General features: G+C 43.7%; 18 protein-coding genes and 1 pseudogene. 16 read left to right on the top strand and 3 right to left on the bottom strand.

Going from position 1 to position 23,761, the window contains the following annotated elements; genetic code table 11:
- Positions 1 to 76: 76 nt before the first annotated feature.
- The 9 genes and pseudogenes from AC0L6V_RS09250 to AC0L6V_RS09210 all read left to right on the top strand — a co-directional run bounded on the left by AC0L6V_RS09250 (position 77) and on the right by AC0L6V_RS09210 (position 10,191).
- The gene (locus tag AC0L6V_RS09250; protein WP_409419707.1) at positions 77 to 1,774 is read left to right on the top strand and encodes an AMP-binding protein; all 1,698 of its coding nucleotides are present in this window, start codon (positions 77 to 79) and stop codon (positions 1,772 to 1,774) included.
- A 32-nt stretch (positions 1,775 to 1,806) separates the two neighbouring features.
- A complete protein-coding gene (locus tag AC0L6V_RS09245) occupies positions 1,807 to 2,367 on the top strand; it encodes a DUF2889 domain-containing protein (protein ID WP_265219064.1) in 561 nt (186 codons plus the stop codon).
- Entirely contained in the window at positions 2,367 to 3,119 is a 753-nt protein-coding gene (locus AC0L6V_RS09240; protein ID WP_265219065.1) for an enoyl-CoA hydratase-related protein, read from the top strand. The genes AC0L6V_RS09245 and AC0L6V_RS09240 overlap by 1 nt, the downstream gene beginning before the upstream one ends.
- Before the next feature lie 312 nt (positions 3,120 to 3,431).
- Positions 3,432 to 4,184 carry an electron transfer flavoprotein subunit beta/FixA family protein gene (locus tag AC0L6V_RS09235; protein WP_418138959.1) on the top strand — a complete coding sequence of 251 codons (753 nt, stop codon included), beginning with the start codon at positions 3,432 to 3,434 and terminating at the stop codon, positions 4,182 to 4,184.
- Positions 4,181 to 5,110 carry an electron transfer flavoprotein subunit alpha/FixB family protein gene (locus tag AC0L6V_RS09230; RefSeq protein WP_265219067.1) on the top strand — a complete coding sequence of 310 codons (930 nt, stop codon included), beginning with the start codon at positions 4,181 to 4,183 and terminating at the stop codon, positions 5,108 to 5,110. Before AC0L6V_RS09235 ends, AC0L6V_RS09230 begins: the two co-directional genes overlap by 4 nt.
- 116 nt (positions 5,111 to 5,226) lie before the next feature.
- Positions 5,227 to 7,372 (top strand): annotated as a pseudogene (gene fadB, locus AC0L6V_RS09225) (fatty acid oxidation complex subunit alpha FadB).
- Positions 7,373 to 7,399: 27 nt separating this feature from the next.
- Positions 7,400 to 8,575 carry an acetyl-CoA C-acyltransferase FadA gene (gene fadA / locus AC0L6V_RS09220; protein WP_265219068.1) on the top strand — a complete coding sequence of 392 codons (1,176 nt, stop codon included), beginning with the start codon at positions 7,400 to 7,402 and terminating at the stop codon, positions 8,573 to 8,575.
- 182 nt (positions 8,576 to 8,757) lie between these two features.
- Complete coding sequence (locus AC0L6V_RS09215) at positions 8,758 to 9,723, top strand: D-2-hydroxyacid dehydrogenase family protein (protein ID WP_265219069.1); 966 nt, start codon at positions 8,758 to 8,760, stop codon at positions 9,721 to 9,723.
- A gap of 54 nt (positions 9,724 to 9,777) precedes the next feature.
- Positions 9,778 to 10,191, top strand: coding sequence for a hypothetical protein (locus AC0L6V_RS09210; RefSeq protein WP_265219071.1), 414 nt, complete (start codon positions 9,778 to 9,780; stop codon positions 10,189 to 10,191).
- Positions 10,192 to 10,278: 87 nt separating this feature from the next.
- Here AC0L6V_RS09210 and AC0L6V_RS09205 read toward each other — a convergent pair whose 3' ends face one another.
- Together AC0L6V_RS09205 and codA are read right to left on the bottom strand one after the other, a co-directional pair.
- Positions 10,279 to 12,315: a methyl-accepting chemotaxis protein gene (locus tag AC0L6V_RS09205; protein WP_265219073.1), complete on the bottom strand. Its 2,037-nt coding sequence runs from the start codon at positions 12,313 to 12,315 to the stop codon at positions 10,279 to 10,281.
- A 186-nt stretch (positions 12,316 to 12,501) separates the two neighbouring features.
- Positions 12,502 to 13,758 (bottom strand): cytosine deaminase, encoded by a 1,257-nt coding sequence (codA, locus tag AC0L6V_RS09200; protein ID WP_265219074.1) that lies wholly within the window; start codon positions 13,756 to 13,758, stop codon positions 12,502 to 12,504.
- Positions 13,759 to 14,026: 268 nt separating this feature from the next.
- Between codA and katG the strand changes: the two genes are divergently transcribed.
- The 6 genes from katG (at position 14,027) to iolG (ending at position 22,495) form a co-directional block, all read left to right on the top strand.
- Positions 14,027 to 16,252 carry a catalase/peroxidase HPI gene (gene katG / locus AC0L6V_RS09195; protein WP_409419704.1) on the top strand — a complete coding sequence of 742 codons (2,226 nt, stop codon included), beginning with the start codon at positions 14,027 to 14,029 and terminating at the stop codon, positions 16,250 to 16,252.
- A 262-nt stretch (positions 16,253 to 16,514) separates the two neighbouring features.
- Positions 16,515 to 18,395, top strand: coding sequence for a methyl-accepting chemotaxis protein (locus AC0L6V_RS09190; protein WP_418138957.1), 1,881 nt, complete (start codon positions 16,515 to 16,517; stop codon positions 18,393 to 18,395).
- Between the two features lie 239 nt (positions 18,396 to 18,634).
- Positions 18,635 to 19,096 (top strand): DUF2127 domain-containing protein, encoded by a 462-nt coding sequence (locus AC0L6V_RS09185; RefSeq protein WP_265219076.1) that lies wholly within the window; start codon positions 18,635 to 18,637, stop codon positions 19,094 to 19,096.
- 244 nt (positions 19,097 to 19,340) lie between these two features.
- Complete coding sequence (locus AC0L6V_RS09180) at positions 19,341 to 20,510, top strand: Gfo/Idh/MocA family protein (RefSeq protein ID WP_265219077.1); 1,170 nt, start codon at positions 19,341 to 19,343, stop codon at positions 20,508 to 20,510.
- Positions 20,511 to 20,558: 48 nt separating this feature from the next.
- A complete protein-coding gene (gene iolB / locus AC0L6V_RS09175; protein ID WP_265219078.1) occupies positions 20,559 to 21,389 on the top strand; it encodes a 5-deoxy-glucuronate isomerase in 831 nt (276 codons plus the stop codon).
- 107 nt (positions 21,390 to 21,496) lie between these two features.
- A complete protein-coding gene (iolG, locus tag AC0L6V_RS09170; RefSeq protein ID WP_265219079.1) occupies positions 21,497 to 22,495 on the top strand; it encodes an inositol 2-dehydrogenase in 999 nt (332 codons plus the stop codon).
- A gap of 79 nt (positions 22,496 to 22,574) precedes the next feature.
- Here the strand turns inward: iolG and AC0L6V_RS09165 are convergent, their stop codons facing one another.
- The gene (locus AC0L6V_RS09165) at positions 22,575 to 22,988 is read right to left on the bottom strand and encodes an acyl-CoA thioesterase (protein ID WP_265219080.1); all 414 of its coding nucleotides are present in this window, start codon (positions 22,986 to 22,988) and stop codon (positions 22,575 to 22,577) included.
- Between the two features lie 226 nt (positions 22,989 to 23,214).
- Here AC0L6V_RS09165 and AC0L6V_RS09160 point away from each other — a divergent pair, with 226 nt between their 5' ends.
- Positions 23,215 to 23,754 carry a hydrolase gene (locus tag AC0L6V_RS09160; protein ID WP_418138956.1) on the top strand — a complete coding sequence of 180 codons (540 nt, stop codon included), beginning with the start codon at positions 23,215 to 23,217 and terminating at the stop codon, positions 23,752 to 23,754.
- Positions 23,755 to 23,761: the final 7 nt, after the last annotated feature.

Raw genomic sequence — 23,761 nt, 5'->3', positions numbered from 1 at the left:
CTCAACGGCAGTTTGCACAGTTGAGCTTTTGCGTTTACTTATTCTCCTAAATAAAAAAACAAATGGAGCGTTTATTATGTCAATGGATACTACTCGTCATAGCACGGCCGATGTTGGAAAAGTACCTGGAAGTTACTTGCCAACGTCGCTTAATCCTAATGGCTATCAGTCGTTAACGGATGTCCTTGCTGCGGCTGTCAGCAAATATGCTGACCTACCTGCTTTTACGAGCGTTGGTAGAACATTAACGTATCGTGAGTTGAATGAAAAATCCGATCAGTTTGCCGCATATCTTCAACACGAAACGGATTTGATGCCGGGGGATCGCATTGCGATTCAATTGCCTAACGTAATTCAATATCCAGTCGTTCTTTTTGGAGCGATGAAAGCAGGGCTGATCGTGGTGAATACGAACCCTTTGTATACTCCAAAGGAGCTTGAACACCAATTTAATGATTCTGGCGTTAAAGCCTTGGTCGTGTTTGCAAACATGGCACATAACGTCGAAAAAATCTTAGCCAAAACCTCGATCAAACATGTCATTATTACTGAAATTGCTGATTTTCACTCGCCGTTAAAACGTTTGTTGGTCAACTCAGTTGTTAAATATGTTAAAAAAATGGTGCCAGCGTACCATCTTCCTAATGCGCTTGCGTTAAATGACGTACTGGCAAAAGGTAAAGATAAGCAGGTTGCTAAAGTCGCTTGTAAACCAGAGCAAATTGCGGTGTTGCAATATACTGGAGGGACGACAGGCGTTGCTAAGGGCGCCATGCTGACGCATGCTAATTTGATCGCTAATATGAACCAATTAAGCTCGCGTTTAAGTTCGATTGTTGAGCCTAAAGTTGAGCTCTATATTGCACCGCTTCCGCTGTACCATATCTATGCCTTCTTAATCCATGGTTTGACATTGTTAGAAAATGGAGCGCACAGCGTATTAATCCCAAATCCACGAGACTTGCCCGGTTTTATTAAAGAACTAAAAAAATGGCCATTTACAGGCTTTGTTGGTTTAAATACTTTGTTTGTCGGGCTTTGTAATAAAGCCGATTTTCGTGCGTTGGATTTTTCACACTTAAAACTTACCTGTTCAGGCGGTATGCCGCTCACCCATGCGGCAGCCGATGAATGGCAAAAAGTGACTGGATGCAAAGTGGTAGAAGGGTATGGTTTAACAGAAACCTCTCCTGTTGTGTCTTTTAATCCTATTGGTAAAGAACGTATTGGTACGATTGGTGTGCCAGTGGCTGAAACAGAAATCAAAATTCAAGATCAAAACGGTGAAGCATTACCGCAAGGAGAAGCGGGCATGCTGTGCGTGCGTGGTCCACAGGTGATGAAAGGCTATTGGAATCGCGAAGAAGCGACGCGCGATGTCATGACTGAGGATGGCTTTTTAATTACAGGTGACATTGCGGTGCAGCATCCAGATGGCTATTTGCAAATTGTGGATCGAGCTAAAGATATGATCATTGTCTCAGGTTTCAATGTGTACCCAACAGAAGTAGAAGATTGCCTTTCTTCTCACCCATCCATTCTTGAGTCGGCAGCGATTGGCGTGCCAGACGATAAAACGGGTGAAGCGGTTAAAGCTTTTGTGGTGTTAAGAGCCAATGTTGATTCATTGGACGAAAAAGCACTACGGGCATACTGTAAAGAGAACTTAGCTGCTTACAAAGTGCCTAAGTTTGTTGAAGTGCGTAAAGAGTTACCTAAGACGAACGTTGGGAAAGTGTTGCGTCGTGCCTTGCGTGAAGAAAAGCAAGTCTAAGGCTTGCTCAAATACAGGTCAGGAGGGCAATAATGACACAAATGAAGCGCAAGCTAATGCATAGACGTTGTATCGAATCCTATGGTTTTTTGCGCGAGGATGGACTGTGGGATATTGAAGCAACTATGCAGGATTTGAAGACTTACGATGTCAATCGTGAATTTGATGATAGCTTGGTCCCAGAGGGCAGTCCTTTTCACGACATTAGTGTGTGTTTGACATTGGATGACACCTTTTTAATCAAGGAGGTGTCGGTTTCCATGGAGGCTTTCCCTTTTCCAAACTGCGCAGGTGCGATGCCAAGCTTTTCTGTTTTAAAGGGCACACGCATTGGGCCTGGTTGGAATCGTTGGCTCAAGCAAACCTTTAGTGGAAAAGTGGGTTGTACTCATGTGTTGGAGTTGTTTCCCGTGATTGCAACGACTGCTTTTCAAACTATGTGGCAACCTCTAGGAGAGAAGTACCCACAGCACGTCCCTGAAGCCTTGATTAAATTAGTGAATTCTTGTCATGGCTGGTCTGAAGACGGGCCTATGGTGCGTAAATTGGTTGAGGAACAGGTGCTTGATTTACCATCAGAGGAGCGCCAGTAATGAGTGATTTTGTTACTGAAAGTATTGAGTCAGGTATACAAGTTTTGTGTTTGAACCGAACCGATAAAAAAAACGCCATTACCTTAGACATGTACCAAGCATTGACGAATGCATTGCGTAGCGCAGAACACAACGATCAAGTAAAAGTTACCTTGTTATATGGCCTTGGAGGGGATTTCTCTTCGGGGAATGATATTAATGAATTTGTACAAATCGCCCAAACACCTGAAAAAATGGAAGCGATTATGGCTTTCTTACAGGTATTGAGTAGCTATAAAAAACCCCTTATTGCAGGTGTGGAAGGTCGTGCGGTTGGTGTGGGGGCGACCATGCTGTTGCATTGTGATTTGGTACTGGCCTCCCGCGAAGCGCGGTTACAGTTTCCATTTGTGCAGTTAGGCTTGGTGCCAGAAGCCGCATCCAGTCATCTGTTGCCTCAGTTGGTTGGCTATCAAAAAGCTTTTGAAATACTTGTGTTAGGAGATGTGGTTGGTGCAACACAGGCCCATGAAATGAGGCTAGTAAATCACTTATGCGAAGAAGGAGAAGCCTACAAGTTGGCTTTATTCTATGCTCAAAGAATCGCCGCTTTACCTGTTGAAGCGGTGGCTTTAAGTAAAGATTTACTGAAATTTAGAGGGCAAAATGATGTGCAGATGGCATTGATGCGAGAAGGGCGTATTTTCAAGGATCGATTACGATCTACTGAGGCACATCAAGCCTTTGCCGCATTTTTATCGCGCAATAAATAAGTGGCGTGTAGCGTATGACAGAAAGCTTCACTTTTTAGTGGGGCTTTTTTTTATCTTAGGCGCTAGACTGAAAGATCTAGAGGAGGGAGGAAAATCAGTCTTTTTTGTTAGCTAAAAATATTGTGAGGTTTATGTCTGAATATTTTTGTCAGTTAACTGGCGCTTTTTTGTTATTGATGAAAAGCATTCCCAAACTACTATAGAGGGTAAGTAAAGCGTTCTATTGATAGGGAATGTTTGCATGATATGGATCTGGCAATATGGGTCAGTCTAATGCATGAAAGAAAGCTTAATAATAAATACGAGGGGCTTATGAAAATCTTAGTATCTGTAAAGCGAGTGATAGATTACAACGTCAAAGTTCGCGTCAAAGCCGATCATACGGCGGTCGATCTTACCAATGTCAAAATGTCCATGAACCCTTTTTGTGAAATCGCTGTGGAAGAGGCCATTCGTCTAAAAGAGAAAGGCGTCGCCTCTGACGTTGTGGTGGTCTCTGTGGGGTCGAAATCTTGCCAAGAAACCTTACGCACGGCATTGGCTTTGGGGGCTGACCGCGCGATTCAAGTAGAAACTGAAGACGGTTTAGACTCTTTATCGGTTGCCAAGTTAATTGCTAAGGTGGCCCAAGAAGAAGCCGCTGATTTAGTGATTATGGGTAAACAATCTATCGATTCGGATAATAATCAAACAGGCCAAATGCTGGCGGCTTTATTGGATTACCCGCAAGCAACGTTTGCCTCCGAAGTGGTGATTGAAAACGGTGAAGCGCAAGTAACTCGTGAAATTGACGGTGGTTTGCAGACATTGGCGATTACTTTACCTGCGGTGATTACTACGGATCTGCGTTTGAATGAACCACGTTTTGCTTCTTTGCCTAATATTATGAAAGCGAAGAAAAAGCCATTGGATGTCAAAACTCCTGCCGATCTTGGTATAGAAGTTGGCTCTAATGTCAGCATCGTATCGGTTACGCCTCCGCCACAACGTGCTGGTGGTATCAAAGTGGCTTCTGTAGCGGAATTGGTAGACAAACTTAAAAATGAAGCGAAGGTGGTGTCATGAGCATTTTAATCCTTGCCGAACACGATAATAAATCTTTAAAACCTGCGACATTAAATACCGTGACCGCAGCCACTCAGATTGGTGCCGATGTGCATTTATTGGTGGTTGGTTTCGAATGCCAAACCGTTGTTGAGCAAGCGTCGCAAGTGGCTGGTGTCAGTAAAGTATTGGTGGCTGATAATGCCGTTTATGAGCATCAATTGGCTGAAAATGTCTCCAAATTAGTCGTTGATATAGCCAGTGGCTACGGTCATATCTTAGCGCCTGCAACCACGACAGGGAAAAATACCTTGCCACGTGTGGCTGCGCTTTTAAACGTGGCGCAGTTGTCTGACGTTATTAAAGTCGAATCCGCAGACACCTTTGTTCGTCCAATTTACGCAGGTAACGCCATTGCTACGGTAAAAACTACGGATACGGTAAAAGTATTGACGGTTCGTTCAACCGGTTTTGATGCGGCAGCAAGCACAGGTGGCAACGCTGAGCGTGAAGTACTTTCGCAAGTGATTGCCTCTGATCGCAGTCGCTTTGTGAAGGAACAGCTAGCCGAATCTGACCGACCTGAATTGACGGCCGCCAGTGTGATTATTTCAGGTGGTCGTGGTATGGGGAATGGTGAAAACTTCAAATTATTGGAAGGCGTCGCAGACAAACTTGGCGCTGCCATTGGTGCATCACGTGCTGCTGTGGATGCTGGTTTTGTACCTAACGATTTACAAGTTGGCCAAACAGGTAAAACCGTTGCGCCGGATCTTTATATTGCCGTTGGTATATCTGGTGCGATTCAGCATTTGGCGGGCATGAAAGATTCCAAGGTGATTGTTGCCATCAACAAAGACGAAGACGCGCCCATTTTTCAAGTAGCGGATTATGGCTTAGTAGCGGATTTGTTTGATGCTGTGCCTGAGCTTGAAAAAAGCTTGTGATTTTTAGAAAACAGTCAGTTTAGCTGAGTCATCTTACGTCTAAACTGCCTTTAAACACCGGATGACGGTGAACGAAAATACCATCGTCATCAAAATAAAAATAATGGGAGACCAGCATGATTTTCGAAGGACAAGCAATCAAGGTTGCAGTCGATGATGCCGGCGTGGCAACTGTCACTCTGGATTTGGTCGGTGAATCGGTCAATAAGTTCAATAGTCTTACCTTGAATGAATTGGCCGAAGCCGTTACTGCACTCAAACACATTGATGATTTGCAAGGCGTTATTTTTGCCAGTGCGAAAGACGTTTTTGTCGTAGGAGCAGACATAACTGAGTTTACTACTTGGTTTGAACTCGAAGAGGATGAATTGTCCGATAAACTTCGCCTTGCTCATACTATTTTCAACGACATTTCGAATCTATGTTGCCCAACGGTTGCTGCCATTAATGGTATTGCGCTTGGCGGTGGTATGGAGTTGGTGTTGGCCTGTGATTATCGAGTGATGGCGGATTCTGCGAAAATTGGTTTGCCAGAAACACAATTGGGTATCTACCCAGGTTGGGGTGGGACGGTTCGTTTGCCTCGTTTAATCGGCGCGGATAATGCTTGCGAATGGATTTGTGGTGGCGCTCAAAAACGCAGCGAAGAGGCGTTCAAAGATGGTGCGGTTGATGCAGTAGTCCCGGCAGCAAAAGTCAATGAGTCGGCACGTCATCTTATCCAACAAGTGCTCGATGGTAAGTTGGATTACCATGCACGTCGTGATGAATTGCGTGCTCCTATGGTGTTTTCACCTATTGAAAAAATGATGATCTTCGAGTCCGTTCGTGGTGTGGTTGGGGCTAAGGCGGGTAAACATTATCCTGCGCCTATGGCTGCCATCAAGACTATCGAAAAGGGCATTAGTCAGGATATGGAAAAAGCCATAGAGACAGAGATAAAAGGCTTTGTTAAATTGGCCAAAGGCCCTGTGGCTAAAGCGCTTGTGAATCTTTTCTTAAGTGATCAACAGATTAAGAAAACCGCAGGTAAGTACGCAAAAAATGCCACGCCAGTCAAACAAGCTGCTGTTCTGGGAGCTGGGATTATGGGGGGTGGCTTATCAGTCCGCCTCTAAAGGCACGTCAATCATCATGAAAGATATTCGCCCTGAAGCCTTAGAGTTAGGTTTGAGTGAAGCGAATAAACTGTTTAATGGTCAGGTAGAACGCGGACGTTTAACAACAGATCAAGCCTTTAAAGCCATGAATGGTATTATTCCAGCGTTAAGTTATGGTGAATTTGAGCACGTTGATTTGGTCGTCGAAGCCGTTGTTGAAAACGTTAAAATCAAAAAATCAGTATTGGCGGAAGTTGAGACCAAAATTTCGGATGACGCCATTTTAACATCGAATACTTCAACCATTTCTATTACAGAATTGGCGAAAGATTTAAAACGTCCAGAAAACTTCTGTGGTATGCATTTCTTTAACCCTGTACATCGTATGCCATTGGTAGAAGTGATTCGAGGTGAAAAAACCAGCGATGCGGCCATTGCGAAAACCGTAGCCTATGCTCAAGCCATGGGCAAAACACCTGTCGTAGTCAATGACTGCCCAGGTTTCCTTGTAAACCGTGTATTGTTCCCTTACTTCGCTGGTTTTTCCTTGATGATGCAAGAAGGCGCTGATTTCCAAGTAGTAGATAAAACCATGGAGAAATTCGGTTGGCCAATGGGTCCGGCTTATTTGCTTGATGTGGTGGGAATTGACACGGCGTATCATGCCGATCAAGTGATGGCAGAAGGCTTCCCTGATCGTATGAAGCATGAAGGCACCAATGCCGTAGATCGTCTATTTGAATTGAAGCGTTTTGGTCAAAAGAATGGTCATGGCTTCTATCGTTACGAGGCAGATCGTAAAGGTAAGCCGAAGAAAGTTTTTAACGATGAAATTAATGACTTGCTTGCGCCTGTAGTGAGCTCTCATGCTGAATTGACAGAAGACGATATTGTGGCTCGTATGATGATTCCACTTTGTATCGAAACGGTGCGTTGTCTAGAAGAAAACATAGTCGCGTCAGCTGCAGAAGCGGATATGGGGTTAATTTATGGTATTGGTTTCCCTCCATACCTTGGTGGTGCCTTGCATTACCTAGACCAAATGGGACTGCAGGCTTTTTGTGATCTTGCAGACAAATACAGCCACTTAGGTAAGTTGTACGAGCCAACCGCGAAGATGCGTGACATGGCCAGTAACAACGACACTTTTTACGGCGCATAACTTCCCATAGGTTAGAGGAGAATTTTCATGAAACTGAATCCAAATGATGTCGTTATTATCGACGCCGTTCGCTCACCAATGGGTAAAACGAAAAATGGCGTATTCCGTAATGTACGAGCAGAAAATTTATCGGCAGCGTTAGTCAAAGCTTTGTTTAAGCGCAATCCAACGGTAGATCAAAAAGATGTGGAGGATCTTATCTGGGGGTGTGTGAACCAAACTCTAGAACAAGGCTTTAATATGGCTCGTGCCGTGTCTTTGTTGGCTGGATTGCCGATTACGAGCGCCGCTCAGACGGTGAACCGCTTATGTGGTTCGTCTATGTCTGCCATTCATACGGCGGCTCAAGCGATCATGACAGGCCAAGGTGATGTGTTTGTTGTTGGGGGTGTCGAGCACATGGGCCACGTGGGGATGATGCACGGCGTGGACGTTAACCCCGCACTGTCCAAACATATGGCAAAAGCCTCGATGATGATGGGGGTAACGGCGGAAATGTTAGGGAAAATGCACGGTGTGAGCCGTGAGGCGCAAGATGCTTTTGCCGTGCGCTCCCATCGTTTAGCCCATGAAGCGACGCTACAAGGTCGTTTTGCCAATGAGATTGTTTCTATAGAGGGTCATGATGCGGAAGGGAATAAGATCCTAGTGGAAGTGGATGAAGTTATTCGCCCAGAAACTTCGCTGGAATCTTTAGCAAGTTTGGCTCCTGTATTTATGCCAAAAGTCGGTACTGTGACCGCGGGTACTTCTTCTGCTTTGTCTGACGGTGCATCAGCTATGTTGATGATGTCGGCGAAGAAAGCACAAGAGTTAGGTTTAACGCCGATTGCCAAAGTACGTAGCATGGCGGTAGCGGGTTGTGATCCGGCGATTATGGGTTATGGTCCTGTTCCAGCAACGAAAAAAGCGCTAAAACGCGCGGGTTTGACGATTGCCGATATTGATATTGTCGAGCTAAACGAAGCCTTCGCTGCCCAGTCTATTCCAGTATTAAAAGATCTTGGTTTGCTGGATCTTGTTGATGATAAGGTGAATTTGAACGGTGGCGCGATTGCGTTGGGTCATCCACTTGGCTGCTCTGGGACGCGTATCTCAACAACTCTGCTCAATGTGATGCGCGAGAAAGACGCGACGATTGGCCTTGCGACCATGTGTATTGGTATGGGGCAAGGTATAGCAACGGTATTTGAGCGTGTGTAAGCCGTTTATTTTTACTTGCTTCGTGATGTCGTAAAAGGCTGCGATTAATCCTTAATGGTAATGTCTGTCTTTAGCCCCACCTAAATGTGGGGCTTTTTTTGCTCTGGCGTTTTGTATTAAGTTGACGGATGATAAGCGCAATTTATTAGGTGACAGCAATAGGATCGGAAGAGGGCTTTCTCGTGAAAATAGCGGTATTAGATGATTATCAAGATGCAGTCAAAGATCTTTCATGTTTTCGCATTTTGCAAGGCCATGATGTGCATGTGTTTAATGAAACCTTTAGCAAGACGGATGATTTAATCGATAAGTTAAAGGATTTTGAGGCACTTGTTCTGATACGGGAACGCACGGTGATTACGGAAGCTTTATTGGCCAGCTTGCCTAATTTGAAATTGATTAGTCAAACGGGAAAAATCAGTAATCACATTGATGCCAAACTTTGTCATAAGTACGGTGTGGCGGTGGCTGAGGGGGTGGGTTCGCCTGTTGCCCCTTCTGAGTTATGTTGGGGGTTAATTATGTCAGCCTGTCGACACATTCCTGAGTATGTTGCGCAATTTTCGCAAGGGAACTGGCAACAGTCTGGCTCTTTGGGGTTAGGACGAGTGTTGAATGGTTCTGTCCTAGGGATTTGGGGCTACGGAAAAATTGGACAGCGAATCGCACAATATGCCAAGGCTTTTGGTATGAAGGTGTTGGTTTGGGGTAGTGAAAGTTCTAGATCGTTAGCGCAACAACATGGATTTACTGCGGCAGCATCCAAAGCCGAATTTTTCCAAAGTGCAGATATTGTCACGCTGCATTTACGACTTAACGATGCGACCAAAGCGATTGTGACTCAGAAGGATTTGGCATTAATGAAGCCAGACTCTTTATTGGTAAACACCAGTCGAGCTGAGTTGATTGAAAGCGATGCCTTGTATCGTGAAATGTTGTCTAACCCGAGCAAACGTGCTGCAGTGGATGTTTTTGAAATAGAGCCTGCGACGGCTGCTAATCAACTGTTGTTATCTCTACCAAATGTGCTTTGTACACCGCACATAGGATACGTTGAAAAGGCCAGCTACGAATTATATTTTAATATAGCCTTTGAAAATGTCGTAGCTTTTGCCAATGGGAAGCCACAAAATATAGTATTGGTGTGAAACGTGAAATCGTTTCTTTTTTTGGTGATTTTTTAAACGCATAGGATAGAAATTATGAAATCTTGTTTGTCTGCATTGGTTGCGATAGTGCCTCTTATGGTTTCTTCTACGCAATTGGCGGCAGAGGACACCACCGAGTTACCCGTTTGTGAAAGTAAGGACATCACATCTTTTTCTTACATGGAAAACCTTCAGCCTAATTCTGATGTGGATGTGGGAGCGATTTATAAATCCAAAACACAAGAAGTGATCACTTTTGGTAAAAAGAACAAACTAGAAGAATTCCAAATAATAAGCCAAGACGCATCGTTTACGCCCAATAATTTTGGCGCTCAAATCAATATGAATTACACGGTGAGCTACAAGCCTAATTATGATGCATTCAATGCTTTTCGTAAGTTTGCCGACATGAGTACCGTTTCCACTTATCGCGTTGGCATGGAGAACTGCCCAACAGATAAGCCATAATGAATAAAATGACCTTGCTCTTTAACTGCGGTTAAAGAGCAAGGCTGTCTTTTTTAAGACGGTTCGTTTCTTACTCTCAGTAAAACATTACACTTTAAAATTTCCGACTTCGTTATTGAGTGTTTTATATAAATCCGTTATTTGTTTTGACTGTTTATTGATAAGGCTTGAGACGTCTTTTACGCCATCGGTCTGTTCTTTTAACAGCATGAGACTTTGATTGATATTATTAGACAATGCGGCTTGTTCATCGGTGGCTTGGGCTGTTTGGGATGCCAGCTGTTGTACTTTTTCAAATGAATGGTTCAAAGCATCAAATATGTTGATGACGTTATCAAAATTTGATGCTGTATTATCGGCATTGTTACGGCTGTTCTGAGTGGAAGTAGAGGATTCTCTGACATTACGTTTAAGCTGTTCTATGATGGTTTCTATTTCATCTGTGCTGTTTTGTGTTCGGGTCGCGAGCGTTCTCACTTCGTCTGCAACAACGGCAAATCCTCGACCTTGTTCACCTGCGCGTGCGGCTTCAATCGCAGCATTTAAAGCCAGTAAGTTAGTTTGCTCGGCAATATTTCGAATCACTTCGAGGACGGAAGATATATTTTCAGAGCTTTTCTCTAACTCTTGTGCTCTTTGTAATGACTTTTCAATATCATCAATTAAGCTAGAAATGGCTTTATGGGATGTGTTTACGGCTTGAATTCCTTGATTGGTTAATTGGCTAGACGTCGTTGCTTCCGTCGCGGTATCTCTTGCTACTTGCGCCATTTGTTGATTTGATAGATTCATTTCTTGGCCAGCGCTGATCATGGAGGTCGAAGCATTTACCAATGCTTGAGTGATATCGCTTGTCGTTTCAGAGGCATTTTTTAACTCGGCGGTCATGTTGCCTAGTGACGATGATTGTTTGTGTATATTGCTGATAATAGACCTAAGTTGCTCAACAAAATTATCGAACTCTTTGGCTAGATCCCCAAGTTCGTCTTTTGCACTTGAGTTTATTCGCTGAGTTAAATCACCGTCTCCTTCGGCAATCTCTTTAATTCGACGTCCCATGTTTTCCACATTGTTGGTGATTTTAAGTGGAATAAAATAACCAAAAATGAGCGCAAGAATAAAGGCGATTGATGTCACTATCATGGCTATTTTTTGGTTACGAGCAATGTTTTGTTTGGTTTGATCTTCAATGTGTCTTGAGTGGTTTCTGACCGATTCTCCCGCTTTGTCCAAAAGTGTGCGAATGGCGGCAAATTTCTCATCCGCTACTATGATTTCTTGAGGAAGTTTCTGTGAGGTTTGAATATTGGGGGAGTTTAGTTGAATTAGACTCTCTTGATACCATTCATCAAAAAGTACATCAAATTTACTATAGGGTTTCGTTAGTTCTGATTCATTAATAAGGTGACCACGATAAGCTCTGAACCTTTCTAAGGTTTGAGCCGCATTGAGTTTAAACTCTTCTTTGTTTTTTTCTTTATCCCCAACCCCATTAATGATTTTTTGTTGCGCTAGTCGTGCTTGATATAGGTCTCTGTCTGCATTTAATACCTCAGTGATGGCTTCTACGTAGTTATTAAGCTCCGAAGCTGAGTTTATTTGATCTTTTACATTGTTGGTGTGTGTGTGCAGATTTTCTCCCGCTTCATCAAGCATATTACGGATAGTATGGAATTTCTGATCTAGCTCTATCATTGCCTGTGAAAATTGAATGCTGCCTTTTGATGTGGCAAGTAGACTTTTGCTGGATGAAACCCATTCATCATAAAGTGAATTGAAAGATTCGAACGGTGTTAGCAGATCTTTTGGCTCATCGGCAAGGTACTGTCGATAAAGTTGGAAACGATCAAAAACTTGTTGGGCATTTTCGTTAAAGTCTGCTTCATTCTCTTGCTTTGGTCCTTCCCCATCGAGCATTTTCTCTTGTGCAAGTCGTGCTTGATAAATATCACGATCTGCATTGAGTACTTCTGAAATTGCCTCAAAATAGTGTTCTGCCTGTAATTTCATACTGCTCTTTTGCATGGTGCTCATGAGCATCATAAAAATAAACAGCGCGATTAAAATGACGGAGAGAAAGATGATGGGAAGCATCATCTTGATTCGAATAGAATGGATGCGCATTTATATAGTCCCTTACAATCTGATAAGTTCTTTACAGTCTAGGAAAGGATATTTGCAAGCGCAAAAATATAAATGAAGATTTTTTGTTATAGAGCAAAATTTATCGCGGGATGTCGTATTTGATACTGAAAATCCAGGGTAGATGAACAGAGAATAGGCTCATATTATCTACCCTGAAAGATTTTTCTACTCCATTTCATCAGTAATCCAAGGTGGAGAAATGATCTTAGAGGGCTGACGTTGCATGATGATTTTACCTTGACGAACGGACAGTAATACATCGCCTTGCTGACGTAAAACGCTGTAATCATCGTGCCCATCCAGCATTATAAAGTTTGCGGCATTGCCAACTTCTATTCCGTAACCTTGTAAGCACAAGGTACGAGCACTGTTGTCAGTGATCATGTCTAATGCCCGAGCGTAGTCTTGATATCCCATCATTTGGCAGATATGCATGGCGTAATCTAAGGTGCGAAGCAACTTACCATTGCCTAATGAATACCAAGGATCAAAGATAGAGTCCTGTCCTAGGCAGACGTTGATATTGGCTTCTCTAAGTTCTTTGACTCTCGTGACGCCACGGCGTTTTGGGTAGCTGTCAAAACGACCTTGCAAGTGAATGCTTTCCGTCGGGCAGGATATAAAGTTAATACCGGCGTTTTTTAATAAACGGAATAGCTTCGAGCAATAGGCGTTATCATAAGAATGCATCGCGGTGGTGTGGCTTGCAGTGACTTTGGATCCCATATCATGGAATAACGCTTCACAGGCAAGGAATTCTAAAAAACGAGAATTGGGATCATCGATTTCGTCGCAATGCACATCGATTAATCGATCGTACTTTTTGGCCAATTCTATAATCAGTTTGACAGATTTTTCACCCAATTCTCGAGTGTATTCGAAGTGCGGAATGCCACCAACCACATCGGCGCCAATGTCCAACGCTTCTTCCATCAGTTTTAAGCCATTGGGGTAAGACAACATGCCGTCTTGGGGAAAGGCTACCACCTGTAAATCAATTTTGTCTTTTAGCTCATCACGAAGCGCGCAAAGCGTGCGAACACCGACTAGGGTCGGGTCAGTGGTATCCGCATGAGTTCGAATAGCCTGTACGCCGTTTTGTACCAAAAGCTCTATGGTGGATAAGGCGCGACGTCGAATATCCGCTTCATTCAACATTGGCTTACGCTGACTCCAGCGTTCGATGCCTTCGAATAAGGTGCCGCTTTGGTTCCATTCTGGTTCACCAGCGGTTAACGCTGCGTCCAGATGAATATGTGGCTCGACGAAAGGAGCGCAAACGAGTTTTCCATTTGCATCAATATGGTTTTCTACTGAGACTAACCTATCGTTCTGAGGTGTTATCTTGCTGAAAATACCCTTTTCAATCTGAATAGAGAAAAGCTCTGAGCGGTGACGTAAACGAGCATTGATAATATGCATGATGCTTTCCTAAATCGTGAGTTAAGTCATGTTTATCTTAGTAAAGCATGCTTTATGTTGAATGAGTACTACTGCGTTTTCGTCATGTCGTGACATGGGAAATTAAGTCTTTTCTGTCTTAGCCTATTGGAATATTAGGTTTTATTTATTAGCAACTTGATCTATGAAGGGCTATAACTATTAGGACAAGAGAGAAGGGGCTGTGATTTTTCGTTATAAAGCTCACATAAAATGCAAAGAAAGTCAGTCAGGATAACAGGAGAATAATATGTCTAGTGAAGGTAAGTGTCCTTTTAACCACGGTGCAACGAGCGCAACAAGCGCCGGGCAATTTGCAGGTCGTGGGACCTCTAATAAAGATTGGTGGCCTAACCAGCTAAACCTAAAGATTTTGCATCAGCACTCAGCGAAATCTAATCCTATGGGTGAGGATTTTGATTACGCTAAAGAATTTAACAGTTTGGATTTAGACGCTGTGCGTCAGGATTTGTATGCTTTGATGACGGACTCACAAGATTGGTGGCCAGCAGATTATGGTCATTATGGTCCATTCTTCATCCGTATGGCATGGCATAGCGCGGGTACTTATCGTACAGCGGATGGCCGCGGTGGTGCGTCATCTGGTACACAACGTTTTGCGCCATTAAACAGCTGGCCTGATAACGTCAATTTAGACAAAGCTCGCCGGTTGCTTTGGCCTATCAAGCAAAAATATGGCCGTAAGATTTCTTGGGCAGATTTAATGATTTTAGCGGGCAACTGTGCATTGGAATCCATGGGATTTGAAACCTTTGGTTTTGCTGGTGGCCGTGTTGATGTGTGGGAGCCAGAAGATGATATTTACTGGGGCGCCGAAAAAGAGTGGTTAGAATTAAGTGGCGGTGAAAAAAGTCGTTACTCAGGTGACCGAGAGCTTGAAAACCCATTAGCAGCGGTACAAATGGGTTTAATTTACGTTAACCCAGAAGGTCCAGATGGTAAGCCTGATCCGTTAGCGTCAGCGCGTGATATTCGTGATACGTTTGCGCGTATGGCGATGAATGATGAGGAGACTGTTGCCTTAGTCGCGGGTGGTCATACATTTGGTAAAACTCATGGTGCAGGTGATGCTGCTCAAGTTGGGGTAGATCCTGAAGCCGCTGATATTACTGAGCAAGGTTTTGGCTGGCGTAACAGTCAGGGTCAAGGTAACGGCGTAGATACCATTTCAAGTGGCTTAGAAGGCGCGTGGACACCTAACCCAATTCAGTGGGATAACGGCTACTTTGACACCTTGCTTGGTTACGATTGGGAGCTGACTAAGAGCCCTGCCGGTGCCACGCAGTGGAAACCTAAAAATGGTGCCTTAGCGGATGCTGTGCCGGATGCTCATGATGCATCGAAACGTCATGCTCCGATGATGTCTACAGCGGATATGGCATTAAAAGTAGATCCGATTTACGCGGAAATTTCTAAGCGTTTCCACGAAAATCCAGATCAGCTTGCGGATGCGTTTGCACGTGCATGGTTTAAGTTAACACACCGTGATATGGGACCAGTGTCTCGTTATTTAGGGCCTTTGGTTCCTCAAGAAGAGTTGATTTGGCAAGATCCGATTCCAGCAGTCAGCCATGAATTGGTCAATGAGCAAGATATTGCAGGTTTGAAGGCGAAAATATTAGCGTCAGGTTTGAGTGTCTCTCAGCTGGTGTCAACAGCGTGGGCGTCAGCGTCTACTTATCGTGGTTCGGATATGCGTGGTGGTGCAAACGGTGCTCGTATTCGTTTAGCACCGCAAAAAGACTGGGCTGTCAATCAGCCTGAGCAACTTGCTAATGTCTTGGCAACATTAGAAGCCATTCAAGTTGAGTTTAATAAAGCGCAGTCTGGCAATAAGCAAATTTCTCTTGCAGATCTTATTGTGTTGGCAGGTTCTGTTGGTATCGAGAAAGCGGCGAAAGCCGCAGATTTGGACGTGACAGTGCCGTTTACTCCTGGTCGTGGTGATGCCACTCAAGAGCAAACGGATGTGGACTCTTTTGCTGTTCTTGAGCCTATTGCGGATGGTTTCCGTAACTACCAAAAAGGCCGCTACACAGTGTCAACGGAAGAGTTGTTGTTAGACAAAGCGCAGCTGCTCACACTATCAGCACCAGAATTAACGGTGTTAGTAGGCGGATTGCGAGTACTAGGGGCTAATGTCGCACAATCCTCTCATGGGGTGTTGACACAGCAGCCAGAAACGTTAAGCAATGATTTCTTTGTGAATCTATTGGATATGGGAACGAAATGGTTCGCCACTTCTGAAAAAGAAGATGAGTTCCAAGGCCGTGATCGTAAAACGGGGAAAATTAAATGGACAGCCACGCGCGCCGATTTGGTGTTTGGTTCCAATTCTCAACTTCGTGCTATCGCTGAAGTATACGCTTGCTCCGATTCACAAGAACGCTTTGTGAAAGACTTTGTTGCTGCATGGACGAAAGTAATGGAGCTGGATCGTTTTGATCTAGTGTAATTTCTTGAGGGTATTTTGCCCTCTGGTTTAGTGTTGCCAACAGCCAGCCTCCGCTTTCTTTAGGATTGCGGGGGCTTTTTATTATTGGTTTAAACTTTAGTGACTACAAAAAACAACGGTTAAAAGGTGGTGCTTTGTAGAGCATTAAGATAAATTCCCTCAAATGCAATAATTATGGCGATTGTGTCGTTACTAAAGCTGACTAAACTTTGCAGGAAGCAGGATGTCGCTTGCTTAAATTTTTATTTGATAGGTAGAGCTTATGAAGGTATCCCATAAAGTTGTTTTATGTGCTTCCGTTGTCGTTGTGTTGGCGTTCTCGATTTACTCTTGGTTGCAATACTCAAGTCTTCGCGCCGCACTGTTTGAAAAAACCATGACCAGCACGCAAGAAAGTAGTAAAGCGTTGGCGTTACAGGTGGATAATTGGCTTAAAAATAAAATGGATTTAATCGAGTCAATCTCACAAACAATCGATGCCGATTTCAGTCCTGAGACCATTCAAAAAGCCTTTGATTTACCCATTTACCAAAAAGAATTTTTATTACTATTTGGTGGTTTGGACAGTGGTGGCCCTCGTTTTACGAACGATCCTAATTGGAACCCACCTGGTTGGGATGCTCGCAAGCGTCCTTGGTATGATATGGGGAAAAATCACAAGCAAGCTGTGTTGACCGAGCCTTATGTTTCTACAGAAGGGGATATTCTAATTTCTGTGATAGCCGATTTTTCGGACCAGGGGCAATTTAAAGGGGCATTTGGCGGAGATCTGAGTCTCAAAACTGTATCAGATGCGGTGAACACCCTGAATTTCAACGAGACCGGTTATGCCTTTTTGCTAAATAAATCTGGCAAGATCATCAGTCATCCCAATGCTGATTTGAATGGCAAATCTATAGCGGACTTATTGCAAGGAGGCGTGCCAGCCTTGAGTAATGGGTTGTTGCCAAATACGCTAGCAGATGGCACATCGGTTTATGTGTCGTTTAGTCCATTACCGAATTTATACGGGGCTGATTGGTACATTGGCGTGGTACTGGATGAGGCTAAATTATTTGCTGACGTGCGCTCCTTTGGCTGGATAGCCTTATGGAGTACCTTGATTGCCGGTTTGCTAGTTTCGATTATCTTGTATGTTGTGGTTACTCGTCTGTTGGAACCTTTGCGAGCTTTGCGTGAGTCTCTACAGGAGATCAATGGCGGAGAAGGGGATTTAACCAAGCGATTAGACATTATCAGCAATGATGAATTTGGTGCCGTATCGAGTGAGTTTAATAAGTTTGTTGATTATTTACAGCAAATGATACGTGAGGTAAAAGGGCGGTCTTTACGTGTCCGTGAAAATACTGATAAAACGGCGGCTTCCTCTGCACGTTCATCCTCAGAGCTTTATACTCAGTTAAACGAACTGGATCAATTAGCGACGGCGATGCATGAAATGTCAGCCACGGCTCATGATGTGGCGGATAACGCTCAAACGGCAGCCAGTCGCGCTAATCATGCCGATGCAGCAGCGAAAGAAGGCTCTCTTGTGGTGGAACGTACGACGGCTTCGATTTCACAGTTGACCGATAAAATGGGCGGTGTAGTCACGACCATCAATGAGTTAGTCGTATACAGCAATAATATCGAATCTATTTTGACGGTGATAACCGATATTGCTGATCAAACGAACTTATTGGCTTTGAACGCCGCGATTGAAGCGGCCAGAGCGGGCGAGCAAGGTCGAGGGTTTGCCGTTGTTGCGGATGAGGTGAGAACATTAGCATCGAAAACACAAGAATCGACCGAACAAATTCAGAAAATGATTCAGCAACTTCAAAATGGCGTGAGAGGGGCTGAGAAAGTCATTCTTGAAAGTCGAGAAAGTGCCAACGCTACTCAGCACATTGCGAATCAGGCGAAAGCATCGTTAGAAGCCATTCGTGCCAGTATTAACGAAATTAATGAAATGACGGTACAAATAGCGGCAGCAGCGGAAGAGCAAAGTGCAACGTCGAACGAAATTAATCGTAACACGACGAATATTCGTGACATCAGTCAGTCAGTTTCTGATGCGGCGACTGAACAATCTGCTTTGTGTGAAACCATGGTAGAAATTACTATTGAGCAAGCAAAATCCTTGGATAAGTTTAGGGTGTAACGCGAGTTCGATCTGTTTAAGGTGGGTTGGGCTTTTGTCCCCAGCCTGCCTTTTTTATTGCGCTTTCGTTGATGTTTCTATCGCTCTTTACTCTTTTACACTTCCTTTGCTATATCATTTTACTTAATAATTAATCCTGAACACCTTTTTGTCATCTTGTTTTCTTATACTGGGTTTTGTATCTGAAGTTATTTTTAATACCATATTGACGAGCACAATAGTCGTGAAAAAGTTTCATTATGAAGTTTGAAGGTCTTAACGCCATCGCCCTTTTGGAGGGGATAAAAGGCGTATTGGCGTTATTTCTTGTGGTTAGTGTGAATGTTTTGGCAGGACGGGATCTTCATCAATTGGCTGAGCAGTTGATGGCTCAGTGGTCTATTTCCACGACCAATCATTATGTGTCTTTAGTCCTTAGTATGATCGAAAGTGTTACTCACAAGAGCCTAGTGTTGGTGACAGCAATCGCGCTGCTGTATGCCTGTTTTCGTTTTGTCATGGCCTATGGGCTTTGGCATCGACTACGCTGGACCGAATGGTTCGCTTTTATTAGTGGCTCACTTTACATTCCCTTTGAACTGTACGCCCTCTACCAGACTCCCAGTTTTATTCACGTCTCAATACTCTTGTTTAACCTCGTTGTGGTTATGTATTTGTATTGGGTTCTAAAGCGTGGTGCCAAGTCACCTAAAAAGACCTAACTAGGTCTGCACGAGATTTATTGGAATAAATATTTCAATAATTTAAGGTTCTATCTTTAAATTCATATCCCCTATCTTTTTGTTTTTAATGGGTTTGTTTGTTGTTGTCGTTGATGTTTTTTTATTTTTAACGAAGACTTTTAATAATTTCCCACAAAAATACACTTTATCTATTGAATTAAATGAAATAAATATTCTATTATGGTTTCATTGTTGGAATATCACAGACGATAGTGAGACGATCATGACGGTAAAGAAAATGCGTGTGGGGTTGGTGGGGTCTGGCTATATGGGCAAAGCCCATGCGATAGCCTACCGCAATGCGATAGCAGCATTTGCTATTCCACAAGGTCAATTACAGTGTGAGATGCTAGCGGACGCGACATCAGAGTTGGCAGAAATGAAGGCGCTGGAATTGGGCTTCAATCGCTCTACAGGGGATTGGAAGTGCTTGATTAATGATCCCGATGTTGACGTTGTGGATATTTGTGCACCGAATTTTTTACATAAGGAAATAGCGTTAGCCGCTATTGCCGCAGGTAAGCATGTTTACAGTGAAAAACCGTTAGCATTGAACGCGGATGACGCCAAGGAAATGACTGAAGCGGCCGAGCGTGCTGGTGTTAAAACACTAGTGGGCTTTAATTATATCAAGAACCCAACGGTGCAATTTGCTAAGCAATTAATCGCTCGTGGTGATATTGGTGAGGTGGTGCATTTTCGCGGTGTGTTTAATGAAGATTATCTTGCCGATGCTAATTTGCCATTTAGCTGGCGTTTGCAGAAGCGGTTTGCAGGAACCGGTGCGTTGAATGACTTGGCCTCGCATCTTGTGCAACTGGCGACACATTTGGTGGCTCCCATCATATCGTTGTGTGCCGATCTCAAAGTGGTTCATCAATATCGTCCTATATATCAAGCGTCAAACGATGACAAAGCAAGCGTTGGTGAAGTAGAAAACGACGATCAGGCTCATATGATGGTGCGCTTTGCTAATGGTGCTCAAGGTACGTTAGAAGCATCACGAATCGCATGGGGAAGAAAAAATGGTTTGTCATTTGAAGTCACAGGAACCAAGGGAAGCTTGATTTTTGATCAAGAAACCTTATCAGAGTTGTCTTTGTATATTGCTGAAGGCCATCCTCAAACTCAAGGTTTTAAGCGTATTTTAGTGGGACCTGAGCACCCTGATTATCAGGCATTTTGTGTGTCTGCAGGTCATGGCCTGGGCTTCAATGACATGAAAGCCGTTGAAATTCGAGACTTATTTCAAGGTATGGTTAACGACGCACCCCTATGGCCAGATTTTCGAGCCGCCACTCAGGTCAATATTATTCTCGACAGCGTGGTGGAGTCTTTTGAAAAAAGAGCCTGGGTTGACGTAGAGCAATACGATGTCAGGGCGCAGCCTTAACCATAGGTTCAGCAAGATTAAGCGACAATAATCATTATTGAGGTTTTTATGTCACATTTACTGAGTAAAAACAGACTAAGCAAAAAACACCATGTTAATGGTGAAACACAAACCCAGTTAGTGACGCCAGAAAGTGCCCATTGGCGTTATGTGGGATTTGAAGCGCACCAGCTTAAAGCTGGTGGGTCGGTTGTTATTCAAACCGGAACCGATGAAGTATGCGCGGTGATTTTGTCTGGTAAAGTCAACGCGAGCACTCAAAAAGAAGCATGGGAAAATATTGGCGACCGCATGAGTGTGTTTGAACAGAAAGCCCCTTATTCTGTGTATTCCCCAGCACACGATGAAATTCGGATCGAAGCCATTACCGATGTGGAAGTGGCATTTTGTAAGGCGCCAGGTAAGGGCGGCTTTCAAGCTAAGTTGATCACGCCTGAGCAATGCCAATACGAAACGCGAGGCGTAGCCAGCAACACTCGTCATGTGTGCAATATCTTATTTGGCAACGAACCCGCTGACAGCTTGCTGGTGTGTGAAGTGATTACACCAAGTGGCGGCTGGTCGAGTTATCCACCTCATAAGCATGATACCGATGCGGCGCCTGCGGAAACACAATTGGAAGAAACCTATTACCATAAGATTGATCCACCACAAGGCTTTGTCTTTCAACGAGTTTATACCGATGACAGAAGCATCGATGAAACCATGGCGGTGGAAAATGGTGATCTGGTCATGGTGCCAAAAGGCTATCATCCGGTTGGCGTACCCCATGGATATCAGTCCTATTATTTGAATGTCATGGCGGGGCCAAGTCGGAACTGGATTTTTCATAATGATCCGGATCATGCTTGGATTATTGAACGAGATAAAAAATTATAAATGATTTTAATTTTTGGGCGACTACTGTGCTCGCCAATACTTTGTTAACAATATCTACAAGTCTAATAGTCGCCTTGTATAAAAAAAATAAACCTAAGGATAAAACTATGCTTAATTTTGCGTTATTCGGTGCGGGTCGAATCGGAAAGATGCACGCTCAAAATATTCAGGCGTTTGCTCAATCTAACTTAAAATATGTCTTTGATGTCTATGCGCCGGCGGCAGAGTCCGTTGCGAAAGCCACTGGTGCCAAGGTGGCTGACAGTGTAGAAGTCGCTTTGGCTGATCCTGATGTGCATGCGGTATTGATTGCCACCAGTACGGATACCCATGTGGAGCTGATTATTAAAGCCGCCAAAGCGGGTAAAGCCATTTTATGTGAAAAGCCGATAGATCTAGACACGGCTACAGTAAACGCTTGTTTAGAACAAATTAAAGATTGTCACGTGCCTATTCAGATTGGTTTTAATCGACGTTACGATCCAAGCCATGCAGCTGTTGTCAAAGCCGCGCAAGATGGCAGTATTGGCAAGTTAGAGCAGATCATCATTACTAGTCGAGATCCGGGTATGGCGCCAGTAGAATACCTCAAATCGTCCGGTGGTATTTTCCGTGACATGATCATTCATGATTTTGATATGGCGCGTTTTGTCTTGGGTGAAGAGGTTGTGGAGCTGCAAGCGTTTGGCAGCGCCATGGTGGATGAAAAAATCACCGAGATTGGCGATGTGGATAGCGTGATGGTGATTATGAAAAGCCAATCTGGCCGCTTGATTCATATCAATGGTTCACGTCGCGCGATATATGGTTACGATCAACGGGTTGAAGCGTTTGGCTCAGAAGGCATGGTGATTTCTAATAACCAAACACCAACCTCGGTTACCCGCTACACTAAAGACACAACGCAAGTAAAAGATCCGCTTTATAACTTCTTTATTGATCGTTATGTGGATGCTTATAATTTGCAACTCACGTCTTTCATTGAAAACGTCTTGGCGAAGAAACCTGTTTCTCCAAGTTTCGAAGATGGGCGTCGTGCACAAATACTTGCTGATGCAGCACAGAAATCTCTGGAAACAGGGCAGAAAGTGACCTTGAGCTGGTAATTTCTAAACCGTGATCATTAGAATGTAAAAGGGCGAATAGCCCTTTTTTATTGTCAGTTTTAACGTCATGTTGTTGAGTTTATTCAAATTCGGCAATAGACTGTTCGACTTTTTGTCTGAAGTCATCAGGAAAAGGAATGGCGGCTTTGGCGGCTTTGGAGAAGCATACATAGGTGACATCGGCTTCAACGACGGTGGTGTTCGTTTCTACATTGATGATGGTCTGTTGCATGGTGACGCTACGATTGCCGATTTTAGCGTAGCGGGTTTGTACTTCGAGCAGGTCTCCAAAATTCGCTTCGGATTTAAAGTTGATATTTATATTCACCACAGGCCAGACCAGATCTTGCTGCATCCAGTCGTCTTTATCGAAAAACTCATCAAAAAACGCCCAACGGCCTTCTTCAATAAATTCTAAATACCGAGCGTTGTTGACGTGTTGGAACAGATCTAGGTGATAACCACGTACTTTGATTCTTATTTTATTGAGCATGTTGTTTTTTCCCACATAAAATTATCAGTCAAGAAGGTTACGATTCTTCAAAAGGGAAACAAATAACAAAATCGCTCGATTTTACTAACAGGGACTTTTATGAGTGGTGATGTATTTTGGCGTATGGTGTGATGAAGTGGCAGCGAAACCTTGTATTGATGATGTCTTAGGTATTGAATTGATCGTATAAGCGCAGGATGACATTACAAAAAAAGAGGAGCGTAAAATGTTAAGAAAAGACAAAACGGGTTTGGTGGTGATCGATGCTCAAGGAAAGCTAGCGACGATCGTTCATGACAGTGAGGTGTTTATCGTCAATTTAGTGAAGCTGGTAAAAGCCGCCAAACTATTGGGTTTACCCATTTTGTGGCTGGAGCAAAACCCAGAAAAATTGGGCGCAACGGTGCCTGAGTTACGCGAAGCGTTGGATAGGGTTGGTTCCATTGCTAAGTATTCCTTTAGTGCCTGTGGTGAACCTGCTTTTGTCGAGGCAGTGAAAAAAGCCAAGATGAATTCGTGGCTTATTACTGGTATTGAAACGCATATTTGTGTGTATCAAACCGCGTTAGGCTTGCTGGATTTAGGTTATGACGTGGAGCTGGTCAGCGATTGCGTGTCATCTCGAACTAGAGAGAATAAAGACATGGCGCTTGCCAAATTAGCCCGCAAAGGCGCGGAAGTGACCAGCCTTGAAATGTGCTTGTTTGAACTGATTGGTGATTGTCGAGCGGATGAGTTTAGAGGGGCGCTTAGTCTAATTAAGTGATTGACCC

The sequence above is a fragment of the Marinomonas sp. G8-14 genome (assembly GCF_055808935.1).
This window is presented reverse-complemented; position numbering and strand designations above follow the sequence as displayed.